Origin of the sequence: Pedococcus badiiscoriae (assembly GCF_013408925.1) — a bacterium.
GTDB lineage: Bacteria > Actinomycetota > Actinomycetes > Actinomycetales > Dermatophilaceae > Pedococcus > Pedococcus badiiscoriae.
In genome coordinates this window covers 510,122-523,560 of sequence record NZ_JACCAB010000001.1, presented here as the reverse complement: position 1 = coordinate 523,560, position 13,439 = coordinate 510,122, and the positions used below count along the sequence as shown (strand labels likewise).

Here is a 13,439-nt window from a genome sequence, read left to right as displayed (position 1 = left end):
TGCGGAGCGCACACTCGAAGGACGGAGATGAGGTGGTATGCCGTACGTCCTTGGCAATGTTGCCGGCCTCGCCTTCGTGATGGGCACCCTCGTCAGCGGGGTGCGGTGGCTCAGCACGGGTCGGCCACCCCGGCTGCTCGAGCCCACCGTCGCGAGGGCGCAGCTGTGGCGCGACTCGCGCCGTCCCCCGGTGGAGCCCATCCCGCCCGTCCTGCTGGCCCTCGAGCTCAGCCGCCTCGCCGCCCACATCCGCCGGGTCGAGGAGGGTAACCAGCCCCGCCAGGCCGAGCGGCTGATGGCCGCGCGCCTGGCCTACGACCACGCCCTGCGGGACTACTGCAAGGCGGTCGACATCGCGGTCCCCACGGCGATCCGAGGGCTGTCCCGCGAACAGCGGTTCCACATGGAGTCCGCCCTCATCGGTGCCGGCCACGACTGGTGAGTGCTCGTCGGTGAGCGCAGGGTGGTGACCGTCACGCTGCCCGGGGCCCCACCCGGCATACCTCCTCTGCCAGACTCGCGGCATGGCTCGTGAGTTCAGCAAGGTCGGAGTAATTGGTCTCGGCACCATGGGTGCGGGCATCGTCGAGGTGTTCGCCCGCAACGGCATCGACGTCGTCGCGGTCGAGGTCGACGAGGCGGCGGTCGAGCGGGGACGCGGGGTCCTCGAGCACTCGACCGGCCGGGCCGTCAGTCGCGGCAAGCTGAGCGAGCAGGACCAGGCGGCGCTGCACTCCCGGGTGCAGTTCACCGCGAGCCTCGACGACCTCGCCGAGTGCCAGCTCGTCGTCGAGGCGGTGCCGGAGCAGCTGGAGCTCAAGAAGGAGCTCTTCGGCAAGCTCGACACGATCGTGGGACCGGAGGCCGTCTTGGCGACCAACACGTCGTCGCTGTCGGTCACCGAGATCGCGGTGGCCACCGGCAACCCCAAGCGCGTCGTCGGGATGCACTTCTTCAACCCCGCACCCGTGCTGCAGTTCGTCGAGGTGATCCGCACCGTGGTCACCGAGGACGAGGTCTTCGAGGACGTCAAGGCGCTCGCCATCCGGCTCGGGAAGCAGCCGGTCATCGTGGGGGACAAGGCCGGGTTCATCGCCAACGCGCTGCTCTTCGGCTACCTCAACCACGCCGTCTCCATGTTCGAGTCGCGCTACGCCAGCCGCGAGGACATCGACGCCGCCATGAGGCTCGGCTGCGGGTACCCCATGGGCCCCCTCGCGCTGATGGACCTGATCGGGCTCGACACCGCCTACGAGATCCTCGACACGATGTACAAGCAGGGCCGCGACCGCCTGCACGCCCCGAGCCCCGTCATCAAGCAGATGGTCAGCGCCGGGCTCAAGGGCCGCAAGAGCGGGCGCGGGTTCTACACCTACGCCGAACCCGGCAGCAGCCAGGTCGTCGACGACGCCCTCACGCCGTCGTCGGACGGCGGGTCCACGGCTGCGCTGCGCCAGGTGCGCACGGTCGGGGTGGTCGGGTCCGGGACGATGGCGACGGGCATCATCGAGGTCTTCGCCAAGGCCGGCTACGACGTCGTCTACGTCACCCGCAGCCAGCCCAAGGTCGACGCGGTGACGGCTGCCATCACCAAGTCGCTCGAGAAGGCCGTCCAGCGCGGCAAGCTCAGCGAGGAGGACCGCGCCGCGGCGCTCTCGCACCTCACCGGGACCACCTCGCTGGACGACCTGGCCACCGCAGACCTCGTCGTCGAGGCCGTCGTGGAGGACCTGGCCGTGAAGAAGGCCCTGTTCGAGAACCTCGACGAGATCTGCCGCCCGGGGGCGATCCTGGCCACCACGACGTCATCCCTGCCCGTCGTCGACTGCGCCGCCGCCACCTCGCGACCGCAGGACGTCATCGGGATGCACTTCTTCAACCCCGCCCAGGTCATGAAGCTCGTCGAGGTCGTCCACACCGTCTCGACGGCCGCGGACGTCGTGGCGACCGTGCAGGACCTCTGCGCCAAGGTCGGCAAGCACGCGGTCACCTGCGGCGACCGGTCCGGGTTCATCGTCAACGCGCTGCTGTTCCCCTACCTCAACGACGCCGTGCGCATGCTCAGCGCCAACTACGCGACGGCGGACGACATCGACACCGCGATGAAGACCGGTTGCGGGCTTCCGATGGGTCCGTTCGAGCTGCTCGACGTCGTCGGGCTCGACGTGTCCCTGGCGATCCAGCGCGAGCTCTACCTCGAGTTCCGCGAGCCGGGCTTCGCCCCTGCCCCGCTGCTCGAGCACCTGGTCACGGCGGGCTACCTCGGCCGCAAGACGGGCCGCGGGTTCCGCACCTACGCCTGAGGCTCGGGGGGCCAGCGGCCTCTGGGAGACTGGACGCATGCCCCGCGCCAACCGGCGTCGCCGTGACGACGCCCCGCTGAACCTCGACCGGGCGGTCGGGGGCGCCGCGCAACGGCAGGCGTATGCCGGGGGCGAGTGGTTCGTGCGCCGCGTCAGCGGCAGCGGTGCGAGCCGCGCCTACCTCTGCCCGGGCTGCCAGCAGAACATCCCGCTGGGCACGCCGCACGTGGTGGTGTGGCCCGCGGACGGCATGGGTGGCCTCGACGACCGGCGGCACTGGCACACCCCGTGCTGGGAGGCGCGCGACCGCCGGCATACCCGGGGTTCGACGCGCTGACAGGCGCCACGCCCCGCACCCCCACACCGCACCCCCACACCGCACCCCCCACACCTCCACCCACTGAGCGCAGGTCTGTGCACAGAACTTTGCACGTCTGCGCCGAGACCCGCTCACGGGTCACTAGGACGCAGGTCTGTGCACAGACCTTGGCTCGCGTGGTTCGGGTGGCTCGGGGAGGTCAGTGGTGACGCTGGCGGGGCAGGAGGACCTCTTCGTAGAGCAGCAGCAGGCCCGCGGCGACGGGGATCGCGAGCAGGGCGCCCAGCACGCCGAGCAGGGTGCCCCCGGCGAGCGCCGCGACCACGGTGACCGCACCCGGTACCGACACCGTGTGGGCCATGATCCGTGGCATGACGACGTAGTTCTCGACCTGCTGGTACACGATGTAGTACACCGCGGCGATGACGGCCTTGCGGGGCTCGTCGAAGACCGCCACGAGACAGACCAAGGTCGCGCCGCTGGTGGCTCCCACCATGGGGATGAGGCCGAGGAAGCCGACGGCGACAGCGAGCACGGCCGCGTACTGGATGCCGACGATGGACATCATGATCCACGAGCAGAACGCGTTGACAGTGGCCACCGCGACCTGACCGATCGCGTACGAACCGGTGCGCCGCATGATCTCCTCGGACAGGGAGACCACCCGGACGCGTCGTGAGGCCGGCACGATCTGGAAGGCCGCCTCCTTGACGCGCGGGAAGGAGGCCAGCAGGAACAGCGTGAGGATCAGGACGGTGAAGGCCTGGAAGATGCCGCCGATCACCGCGGCGCCGACTCCCAGGACGCCGCCGAAGACCTGGGAGATGAAGCTGCTGTCCGTCAGCTTCTTGTTGAACTCGCCCTGGATCTTGGTGACCACGCCGTAGTGCTGGTCGAGGTTGCGGACGAACGAGCTGCTGAGCACCGTGTTCACCCAGTCAGGGGCTTGCTTGATCAGGGCAGAGCCCTGCGTCACCACCGGTGGCACGACGAGCAGACCCAACAGGGTGAACACCCCGACCAGCCCGAAGAAGACGACTGTGACGGCCCAGGGCCTGGTCAGGCGACGGCGGGTGAAGAACTCGACGAGCGGGTTCAGGGCGAGCGTGAGGAAGAAGGAGACCACGATCAAGGTCAGGACCGTGGTGAGCCGGCCGAGGGTCTGCCACAGCAGGACGGCTGCGAGCACTCCGAGTGCGCCCACGAATCCCAGGTAGAAGGGGGACTGGCGGTTCAGTGGTCGACCGGCGCGGCCGTACGGCAACGCATCGGTGGCCTCCTGCGCCTCCTTCGCCTGCGCGTCCTGGGCGTCCTGCGCCTCCCTCACCTCCCGCGCCTCCTGCTCGTCCTCGGTCTGTGCTGACCCCGAGGAAGGCGCAGTGGGCACGCTGCCATCGGGCAGCAGGCCGCCCAGCGGTTCGGGGACCACGGTCGTGCTCGCGCCGTCCGCGCCGTTCTCGCCGTCCACCCCGCCGGGGTGGCGCAGGTTGCTCTCGCGCAGGGCTTCGCGTTGGCTTCGCTGGAACTCGCGCCATCGCGTCAGCACGGACATGCCCTGACCCTAAGGCACGGGACCTGCGGAACGGACGACCCAGGCAGGTCAGGCGTTGCGGAACCGCTCGATCTGCGGCAGCAGGGACGCGCGCATCTCGGGGTTCGTCACGCCGAGTCCGGCCTCAGGAGCGAGGGTGAGCACCCCGACCTTGCCCTGGTGGGCGTTGCGATGGACATCGAGGGCGGCCTGGCCGACCTCGTCCATGGCGTACGTCTTGGACAGGGTGGGGTGGATGAGGCCACGGTTGATGAGCTCGTTGGCCTCCCATGCCTCGCGGTAGTTGGCGAAGTGGCTCGAGATGATCCGCTTGAGGTTCATCCACAGGTAGCGGTTGTCGTACTCGTGCATGTACCCCGAGGTCGATGCGCAGGTGACGATGGTCCCGCCCTTGCGAGCCACATAGACGCTGGCCCCGAAGGTCTCCCGGCCCGGGTGCTCGAAGACGATGTCCACGTCGTACCCACCGGTGAGCTCGCGGATCTTCTTGCCGAGCCGCTGCCACTCCCGAGGGTTCTGCTCGGTGTTCTCCTCGTTCCAGAAGCGGTAGCCCTCGGCGCTGCGGTCGATGATCAGCTCGGCACCCATGTCGCGGCAGAGCTGGGCCTTCTCCGGCGAGGAGACGACGCAGATCGGGGTGGCGCCGCCGGACAGCGCCATCTGCGTGGCGTAGGACCCGAGGCCACCGGAGGCACCCCAGATCAGCACCCGGTCGCCGAGCTTCATCGCCGCGCCGTTCTTGGAGATCAGCTGGCGGTATGCCGTCGAGTTCACCAGACCGGGCGACGCGGCCTCTTCCCAGGACAGGTGGGCCGGCTTGGGCATCAGCTGGTTGGACTTGACGATGGCGAGCTCGGCCAGACCGCCGAAGTTGGTCTCGAAACCCCAGATGCGCTGCTGCGGGTCCATCATCGTGTCGTTGTGGCCGTCGGCGTCCTCGAGCTCGACGGACAGGCAGTGCGCCACGACCTCCTGGCCGGGGGTCCACTTCGTGACGCCGGGTCCGGTCCTCAGCACGACGCCGGCGAGGTCGGAGCCGACCACGTGGTACGGCAGGTCGTGCCGCTTGGCGAACTCCGAGGTGCGCCCATAGCGCTCGAGGAACCCGAAGGTCGAGACCGGCTCGAAGATCGAGGTCCACACGGTGTTGTAGTTGATGGCGCTGGCCATCACGGCGACGAGCGCCTCACCCGGAGCGAGCTCGGGGACGGGGACGTCGTCGAGGTGCAGGGACTTGCGGGGGTCCTTGTCCCGGCTGGCCAGCCCCTCGAACATCGACACCTCGTCCTTGTGCACCGTCACGGCGCGGTAGGACTCGGGGATGGAAAGACCGGCATACGTCTGGGGGGTGCGGTCCCCGGAGAGGATGGCGTCGCGGATTTCCTGCATCGGTGGTGGCTCCTCGGCTCGCTGGACACGGGTCGTCGGCTTCTTTGAGCCGAAACTACTGGCGCGTAGGCCCGGACGGCAGACGAGTGAGACTCCTGTCACGCGGTGACGTGGCTCACCCGCGCGAGGCCCGGGCGGCGCCGACCGCAGGGCCCCTGCGGGTCCCCTCGTCAGGGGCTCAGGGTCCGGGCGTCAGTGGGTCTCGTGGGCGGGCTGGACCAACTCCACCAGGATGCCGCCGGCGTCCTTGGGGTGGATGAAGTTCACCCTCGAGTTGGAGGTGCCGCGGCGGGGCTCGTCGTACAGCAGCCGCACGCCGCGATCTCGCAGCACCTGGGAGACGGCTTCCACGTCCTCCACGCGGTAGGCGACCTGCTGGACACCCGGCCCCGACCGGTCGAGGAACTTCGCGATCGTCGAGTCGGCGGACAGGGGAGCCAGCAGCTGGATGTGCGACCCGCTGCCGCCGACCGCCATCATCGCCTCGCGGACGCCCTGCTCCTCGTTGACCTCCTGGTGCGCGAGGGTCATGCCGTAGGTGTCGCGGTAGAAGGCGATGGCCTCGTCCAGGTCGCGCACCGCGACCCCCACGTGGTCGATGGCGGTGAAGAGCTCGGTGGGCAGTGCATCCATGCTCGCCAGCCTAGGCCGAGCCGGGTATGGCGCGACATGAGCGATGCGTCACGCCCCGGACCGCGCCCCTAGACTGACCGGCATGTCCGCACTGTCCCGGGACGACGTCGCGCACCTCGCCGGCCTCGCCCGCATCGACCTGTCCGATGCCGAGCTCGACCGGATGGTCGGCGAGCTGGGCGTCATCCTCGAGTCCGTCGCCAAGGTCCAGGAAGTCGCCGCCGATGACATCGAGCCCATGTCGCACCCGCTGCCGCTGACCAACGTCACGCGTCCGGACGAGGTCCGCCCCTCGCTCGGGGTCGAGGCCGCCCTGTCCGGGGCGCCGGAGCAGGAGCAGCAGCGCTTCTCGGTGCCACGCATCCTCGACGCCGACTGAGCGCCCCACCCCGGCCGCAGCACCCGGCCACCCGCACCTGACGAGGCCCGCAGCGCACGCCGCCACCCGCCCGGCAACGTCCCACCCGCGACAGACCAAGGACCACCACCCGTGAACACCGACATCACCCGTTCCAGCGCCGCCGAGCTCGCGCACGCGCTGGGCTCCCGGGAGCTCAGCTCCGTCGAGGTCGTGCAGGCCCACCTCGACCGCATCGCGGCCGTCGACGCCGAGGTGCACGCCTATCTGCACGTGGACGGCGAGGGAGCCCTCGAGGCGGCTCGCGCGGTGGACCAGCGGCGGGCCTCCGGCGAGGAGCTCCACGTCCTCGCCGGCGTGCCCATCGCCGTGAAGGACGTGATGGCCACCCAGGGGCTGCCGACGACCTGCGGGTCGAGGATCCTCCAGGGATGGATCCCGCCGTATGACGCCACCGTCGTGGCCCGCCTGAAGTCTGCAGGCATGCCGATCCTCGGCAAGACCAACATGGACGAGTTCGCGATGGGCTCCTCCACCGAGCACTCCGCCTTCGGCCCCACCCACAACCCGTGGGACCTCACCCGCATCCCCGGTGGCTCGGGAGGTGGCTCGTCCGCCGTCGTCGCGGCATACGAGGCACCGCTGGCCATCGGCACCGACACCGGAGGCTCGATCCGCCAGCCCGCCTCGGTCACCGGCACGGTCGGCGTCAAGCCGACCTACGGCGGGGTGTCCCGCTACGGCCTCGTCGCGCTCGCCTCCAGCCTCGACCAGGCCGGTCCCTGCACCCGCACCGTCCTCGACGCAGCGCTGCTGCACTCGGTCATCGGCGGCCACGACCCGATGGACTCCACGTCGATCGACGCGCCGGTGCCGGCGGTCGTCGAGGCTGCCCGCCGTGCCGACGTCGCGGGGCTCAAGGTCGGGGTGATCAAGGAGCTCGGGGGCGAGGGTTACCAGGCCGGCGTGCGCGCGCGCTTCGACGAGTCCGTCGCCCTGCTCCAGGAGGCCGGTGCCGAGGTCGTCGAGGTGTCCTGCCCGAGCTTCGACTACGCCCTCGCGGCCTACTACCTCATCCTGCCCAGCGAGGCGTCCTCCAACCTCGCGAAGTTCGACGGCATGCGGTACGGCCTGCGGGTGCTGCCCGAGGGCATCGAGGACCCCAGCGCGGAACAGGTCATGGCCGCCACCCGCGACGCCGGGTTCGGTGACGAGGTCAAGCGCCGGATCATCCTGGGCACGTACGCCCTGTCCAGCGGCTACTACGACGCCTACTACGGGCAGGCACAGAAGGTGCGGCGCCTGATCGCCCAGGACTTCTCGGCGGCCTTCGACCAGGTCGACGTGCTGGTCAGCCCGACCGCACCCACGACGGCCTTCAGGCTCGGCGACAAGCTCGACGACCCGATGTCGATGTACCTGCAGGACGTCGCCACCATCCCGGCCAACCTCGCGGGGGTGCCCGGCATGTCGCTGCCCAGTGGACTCGCCGACGAGGACGGCCTGCCCACGGGCATCCAGATCCTGGCCCCGGCGACCAAGGACGAGCGCCTCTACAACGTGGGCGCCGCGCTGGAGAAGATGCTTGTCGACAGGTGGGGCGGCTCGCTGCTGGCCAAGGCTCCCCAGCTGACCGCGAAGGGAGCGTGACCACGATGAACACCGCTGTGGCGACTGCCGAGGAGATCGTCGACTACGACGAGGCGCTCGAGCGCTACGACCCCGTGCTGGGGCTCGAGGTGCACGTCGAGCTCAACACCGCGACCAAGATGTTCTGCGGGTGCGCGACCGAGTTCGGTGCCGAACCCAACACCCAGGTCTGCCCGGTCTGCCTCGGCCTGCCGGGTGCGCTGCCGGTCGTCAACGAGAAGGCGGTCGAGTCGGCCATCCGGATCGGCCTGGCACTCAACTGCGAGATCGCGTCCTGGTGCCGGTTCGCCCGGAAGAACTACTTCTACCCGGACATGCCCAAGAACTTCCAGACGAGCCAGTATGACGAGCCGATCGCCTTCGAGGGGCACCTCGACGTCGAGCTGGAGGACGGGACGACCTTCAGGGTGGACATCGAGCGCGCCCACATGGAGGAGGACACCGGGAAGTCGCTGCACATCGGCGGCGCCACCGGACGCATCCACGGCGCCGACCACTCGCTGGTCGACTACAACCGTGCCGGCATCCCCCTGATCGAGATCGTCACCAAGCCGCTCACCGGTGCGGGGAAGCGGGCGCCCGAGGTGGCCAAGGCCTACGTCGGGGCGCTGCGCGAGCTGCTGCGCGCCCTCGGGGTCTCCGACGTGAAGATGGAGCAGGGATCGCTGCGCTGCGACGCCAACGTCTCGCTGCGCCCCAAGGCGACCGAGGGGCAGAGCCAGGACGACGTGCCGCTGGGCACCCGGACCGAGACCAAGAACGTCAACTCCCTGCGCAGTGTCGAGCGCGCCGTGCGTTACGAGATCACCCGGCACGCGGCCGTCCTCGACAAGGGCGAGAGGATCATCCAGGAGACGCGGCACTGGCACGAGGACACCGGGGTCACCACGAGTGGCCGCGAGAAGTCCGACGCCGAGGACTACCGCTACTTCCCGGAGCCCGACCTCGTGCCCGTCGCGCCGACGCGCGAGACGGTCGAGGCGCTGCGGGGGACCCTGCCCGAGGCGCCCGGCCTTCGCCGCAAGCGGCTCCAGCAGGAGTGGGGCTACAGCGATCTCGAGATGCGCGACGTGATGAACGCCGGTGCGGTGGCGCTGATCGAGCAGACGGTGGCTGCGGGCGCGACCCCTGCGGCCGCCCGCAAGTGGTGGACCGGCGAGCTGGCGCGTCGCGCGAACGCCGAGGGCAAGGGCGTCGAGGACTTCGGCGTCACCCCTGCCCACATCGCCGAGCTCGACGGACTGGTCCGAGGCGGCCGTCTCAACGACTCCATGGCCCGCCAGGTCCTCGACGGTGTCATCGACGGTGCGGGCACGCCCACCGAGGTCGCCGACGCGCGGGGGCTCGAGCTCGTGCAGGACGACGGCGCTCTCGAGGCCGCCGTCGACACGGTCATCGCGGCCAATCCGGACGTGGCCCAGAAGGTGCGCGACGGCAAGGTCCAGGCCGCCGGTGCGCTCATCGGACAGGTGATGAAGGAGATGCGTGGCCAGGCCGACGCCGGCAAGGCCCGCGAGCTGATCCTCGCCAAGCTCACCTGAGCCGCCAAGCTCGCACCTGAGCCGACGGGCTACAGGGTGGCGAGGTTGAACGCGACCAGCCGGTCGTCGCCCGCGCGCGGGGAGCCCCGGAAGGTGTTGCTGGTCAGCACCCACAGCCGGCCATCCGGACCCGCCACCGCGTCGCGCAGCCTGCCGTACCGACCCTGCAGCAGTCGTTGGGGAGTGCCGATCCCCTGAGCAGCCAACGGGATTCGCCACAGCGACTGACCTCGCAGAGCCGACATCCACACGGCTCCGTCGGCGACGGCGATCCCGCTCGGCGACGCCTCGGAGGTGGGCCACTGGGTCAGCGGGTCGGTGAACCGGGGGCGACCGCCCTTACCCTCGACGACCGGCCAGCCGTAGTTGTGCCCGGGCAGGATCAGGTTGAGCTCGTCCCAGGTGTCCTGCCCGAACTCGCTCGCGAACATCCGTCCGTCGGGAGCCCAGGCGATGCCCTGGACATTGCGGTGGCCGTACGTCCAGACGGGGGAGGCCCCGAAAGGGTTGCCCGGCGCGGGTCTGCCGTCCGCTGTGATCCGCAGGATCTTGCCGCCCAGCGCGAGCTTGTCCTGCGCACGCTGGGGGCTCCCCGCGTCGCCGGTGGTGACGTAGAGGAAGCCGTCAGGACCGAAGGCCAGGCGCCCACCGTTGTGGTGACCCGCCTTGGGTATGCCGCGCAGCACCACGGTCGGCCCGGTCACCGTCTCGTTCGCGTAGGTCAGCCTGACGACGCGGTTGTCCTCGGCGCTGGTGAAGTAGACGAACACGGCCCGGTCAATGGCAAAGCGTGGTGACACCGCGACGCCCAGCAGGCCGCCCTCGCCCTGCGGTTGCACGCCGGCGATCCTGCCCACCACCGTCGGCGCGTGGCCCGGCCTGACGTGCAGCAGCTGGGCCTTGTCGCGCAACGTGACCAGGGCCGATCCGTCGGGCAGGAACGCCACGGCCCACGGGACGTCGAGGTGGGTCGCCAGGGTCGCCGTCGGCGGGACCGTCGCCGGCGACGGCGTCCTGGTGGTGCTCGTCGCGCTCGTCGTGGTGGGAGCGGTGCTGGCCGTGGTCGCGGCGGCGCTCGAGATGGGGCGGGTGACCGTGCTGGTCGAGCCGTCGCCCGGGCCACCGGCACCCGAGCAACCGCTGACCACCAGCAGGGCAACCGTGCAGGCGGCCCCTGAGCGGGTGCCCCATCGACGCAAGCGTGCACGCGGCATACCCCATTGTGCGAGACATCGCGCGGACGCGGACGGGCGATCCCCAGGCAAGGGCGCGGGGCTAGCGTGGGGCCATGACGCTGGTGACCCTGCCTGGGCAGGAATGGGTGGACCTGGTGGGGCCGATCTCGGGGGTCGAGCTCGTCGTGTGGGACCTCGACGGCGTGCCCGACCGGGCCGACGAGATCACGGTCGTGGTCCCGCCGTACATCGGCGCCGGCGCCCGGCTGGGTGCCCTGGCGCACGTGCCGAACCTGGAGCTGGTGCAGCTCCTGACGGCCGGCTATGACGACGTGCAGGCCGTGCTGCCCGACGGGGTGCGCCTCGCCAACGCCACCGGGGTGCACGATGCGTCGACGGCCGAGCTGGCGGTCGCGCTCACCCTGGCGAGCCTGCGCGACCTCCCGGACTTCGTTGCGGCCCAACGGGAACGCACCTGGCTGCCCACGTCGTTCCACCAGGCCCTGGCCGACAAACGCGTGCTGGTGCTGGGCTATGGCGCCATCGGGCGGGCGATCGCGGCGCGGCTCACGCCGTTCGAGGTGCAGGTGAGCGCCGTGGCGAGCCGTGCCCGGGCGGGCGACGAGCTCGTGCGATCGGTGCACGGCGTCGACGAGCTGCCCGACCTGCTGCCCCGACAGGACGTCGTCATCGCGATCGTGCCGCTGAGCGAGCACACGCGCGGGCTGGTCGATGACGCCTTCCTGGCCGCCCTGCCCGACGGCGCCCTGGTCGTCAACGTGGCGCGTGGTGGCGTGGTCGACACCGACGCGCTGGTGCGGCACGCGTCCGCGGGCAGGATCCGCGCAGCGCTGGACGTCACCGACCCCGAGCCGCTGCCGCGCGACCACCCGCTCTGGACGACCCCCGGGGTGCTGATCACGCCGCACGTGGGTGGTGCCTCGACGGCCTTCATGCCCCGGGCCGCGCGCCTCCTCCAGGAGCAGCTCGGGGCGTATGCCGCGGGCAGACCACTGCGCAACCTGGTCTGAGCCCGCGGTGCGGCGAACGGCAGACCAGGGTCACCACCGATGAGTTCCGCTGCCGCCGCGGGTCGGTATCCGCGGCACGTGTCGAACGGCCGGAAGGAGTGCCAGTATGGGCAACATGGGTGAGACCGTCGTCGGAATCGGCACACGCAAGGGGTTGTGGCTGGCCCGCAGCCAGGACCGGAAGTCGTGGCAGCTGGAGGGGCCGCACTTCCTGATGAGCGAGGTGCTGTCGCTGCTCTTCGACACCCGCAGCGACCCGACCAGGCTGCTCGTGGGGTTCCGCTCCTCGCACTGGGGTCCCTCGCTTCAGCACTCGGACGACCTCGGCGCCACCTGGGTGGAGCACCCGGACGGCTCGATCCGCTTTCCGGAGGACACCGACACCGCGCTCAAGGCAACCTGGCAGCTCGTGGCGGACCCGCACGACCCGTCAGTCGTGTGGGCGGGCACCGAGCCCCAGGGCCTGTGGCGCAGCGCGGACCGTGGAGAGACGTTCGAGCTCAACCGCGGTCTGTGGGAGCACCCGCACCGCCCGCAGTGGGGTGAGGGCTTCGGCGGCGGGGCCATCCACACGGTCTTGCCCAGCCCCGTCGACGCGAACAGCATGCTCGTTGCGATGAGCACGGGCGGCGTCTACAACACCCGCGACGGCGGGGAGTCGTGGAACCCGGGCAACACCGGCATCCACGCCTACTTCCAGCCACACGACGAGTGGCCCGAGTTCGGCCAGTGCGTCCACAAGGTGGTGCGCGACAGCGGCACCCCGACTCGCCTCTACGCCCAGAACCACAGGGGCGTCTACCGATCCGACGACGACGGGGTCACCTGGACCTCGATCGAGGCCGGGCTGCCGACGAACTTCGGCATGACGGCCCTGGCCCACCCGAGCCGCGGGGACACGATGTGGCTGGTGCCCATCGCCTCCGACGGTGAGCGCATCCCCCCGGCGGCCGAGCTCCAGGTCCAGCGCACCGACGACGCCGGTGCGACCTGGCGCACCCAGCACGAGGGGCTGCCTTCTCCCTCCTACACCAACGTGCTGCGCGATGCCGCGGGCCTGGACAACCACCCCGACGAGCCGGGTCTGTACCTCGGCACTCGCAACGGGGAGGTCTACGCGTCCCTGGATGGCGGCGACTCGTTCGAGCGCATCGTGCAGCAGCTCCCGGACGTGCTCTGCGTGCGGGCGGTCACGCTGCCATGACGGCTCGAGTGGTGCTGCCCGGTCTGCTGCGCGACCTGGCCGATGGCGCGGCCGAGCTGCCCGTCGAGCTGAGCGCGCAGGCGCCGCTCGGCGACGTGCTCGACCTGGCGTTCGGGCCCTGGCCCATCCTGGCTTCGCGGGTCCGCGACGAGCGGGGCGAGATCCGGCGACACGTCAACGTGTTCGTCGACGGCGAGGACGCCAAACGCGCGCACGGGGTGCAGACCGCAGTCACCCCGAACTCCACGGTCCACGTCATCAACGCCGTGTCCGGGGGCTGACCG

The 13,439-nt window shown here is 70.5% G+C and carries 13 protein-coding genes; 9 read left to right on the top strand and 4 right to left on the bottom strand.

Annotation, left to right across the window (positions count from 1 at the left end; genetic code table 11):
* Positions 1-37: 37 nt before the first annotated feature.
* From BJ986_RS02490 to BJ986_RS02480, 3 genes are all read left to right on the top strand, one after another.
* Positions 38-442: a hypothetical protein gene (locus tag BJ986_RS02490; protein ID WP_179420565.1), complete on the top strand. Its 405-nt coding sequence runs from the start codon at positions 38-40 to the stop codon at positions 440-442.
* Positions 443-524: 82 nt separating this feature from the next.
* Positions 525-2,303, top strand: a complete 1,779-nt coding sequence (locus BJ986_RS02485) for a 3-hydroxyacyl-CoA dehydrogenase family protein (protein ID WP_179420564.1) — start codon at positions 525-527, stop codon at positions 2,301-2,303.
* A 37-nt stretch (positions 2,304-2,340) separates the two neighbouring features.
* Positions 2,341-2,640 (top strand): hypothetical protein, encoded by a 300-nt coding sequence (locus BJ986_RS02480; protein ID WP_179420563.1) that lies wholly within the window; start codon positions 2,341-2,343, stop codon positions 2,638-2,640.
* Positions 2,641-2,821: 181 nt separating this feature from the next.
* Here BJ986_RS02480 and BJ986_RS02475 read toward each other — a convergent pair whose 3' ends face one another.
* The 3 genes from BJ986_RS02475 to mce form a co-directional block, all read right to left on the bottom strand.
* Entirely contained in the window at positions 2,822-4,174 is a 1,353-nt protein-coding gene (locus tag BJ986_RS02475; protein WP_179420562.1) for an AI-2E family transporter, read from the bottom strand.
* A 48-nt stretch (positions 4,175-4,222) separates the two neighbouring features.
* Entirely contained in the window at positions 4,223-5,563 is a 1,341-nt protein-coding gene (gene ccrA, locus BJ986_RS02470) for a crotonyl-CoA carboxylase/reductase (RefSeq protein WP_179420561.1), read from the bottom strand.
* A gap of 192 nt (positions 5,564-5,755) precedes the next feature.
* Complete coding sequence (gene mce, locus BJ986_RS02465) at positions 5,756-6,196, bottom strand: methylmalonyl-CoA epimerase (RefSeq protein WP_179420560.1); 441 nt, start codon at positions 6,194-6,196, stop codon at positions 5,756-5,758.
* A gap of 82 nt (positions 6,197-6,278) precedes the next feature.
* On the opposite strand from mce, the gene gatC reads away from it, so the two are divergent.
* The 3 genes from gatC (at position 6,279) to gatB (ending at position 9,745) form a co-directional block, all read left to right on the top strand.
* Positions 6,279-6,575: an Asp-tRNA(Asn)/Glu-tRNA(Gln) amidotransferase subunit GatC gene (gene gatC, locus BJ986_RS02460; protein WP_179420559.1), complete on the top strand. Its 297-nt coding sequence runs from the start codon at positions 6,279-6,281 to the stop codon at positions 6,573-6,575.
* A gap of 111 nt (positions 6,576-6,686) precedes the next feature.
* A complete protein-coding gene (gatA, locus tag BJ986_RS02455; protein ID WP_179420558.1) occupies positions 6,687-8,204 on the top strand; it encodes an Asp-tRNA(Asn)/Glu-tRNA(Gln) amidotransferase subunit GatA in 1,518 nt (505 codons plus the stop codon).
* A 5-nt stretch (positions 8,205-8,209) separates the two neighbouring features.
* Positions 8,210-9,745: an Asp-tRNA(Asn)/Glu-tRNA(Gln) amidotransferase subunit GatB gene (gene gatB / locus BJ986_RS02450; protein ID WP_179420557.1), complete on the top strand. Its 1,536-nt coding sequence runs from the start codon at positions 8,210-8,212 to the stop codon at positions 9,743-9,745.
* Between the two features lie 29 nt (positions 9,746-9,774).
* Here the strand turns inward: gatB and BJ986_RS02445 are convergent, their stop codons facing one another.
* Entirely contained in the window at positions 9,775-10,959 is a 1,185-nt protein-coding gene (locus BJ986_RS02445) for a PQQ-dependent sugar dehydrogenase (RefSeq protein WP_179420556.1), read from the bottom strand.
* Positions 10,960-11,033: 74 nt separating this feature from the next.
* On the opposite strand from BJ986_RS02445, the gene BJ986_RS02440 reads away from it, so the two are divergent.
* The 3 genes from BJ986_RS02440 to BJ986_RS02430 all read left to right on the top strand — a co-directional run bounded on the left by BJ986_RS02440 (position 11,034) and on the right by BJ986_RS02430 (position 13,436).
* Positions 11,034-11,951, top strand: a complete 918-nt coding sequence (locus BJ986_RS02440; RefSeq protein WP_179420555.1) for a 2-hydroxyacid dehydrogenase — start codon at positions 11,034-11,036, stop codon at positions 11,949-11,951.
* A 115-nt stretch (positions 11,952-12,066) separates the two neighbouring features.
* Positions 12,067-13,155 (top strand): WD40/YVTN/BNR-like repeat-containing protein, encoded by a 1,089-nt coding sequence (locus BJ986_RS02435; RefSeq protein ID WP_179420554.1) that lies wholly within the window; start codon positions 12,067-12,069, stop codon positions 13,153-13,155.
* The gene (locus BJ986_RS02430) at positions 13,152-13,436 is read left to right on the top strand and encodes a MoaD/ThiS family protein (protein ID WP_179420553.1); all 285 of its coding nucleotides are present in this window, start codon (positions 13,152-13,154) and stop codon (positions 13,434-13,436) included. The genes BJ986_RS02435 and BJ986_RS02430 overlap by 4 nt, the downstream gene beginning before the upstream one ends.
* Positions 13,437-13,439 lie beyond the last annotated feature (3 nt).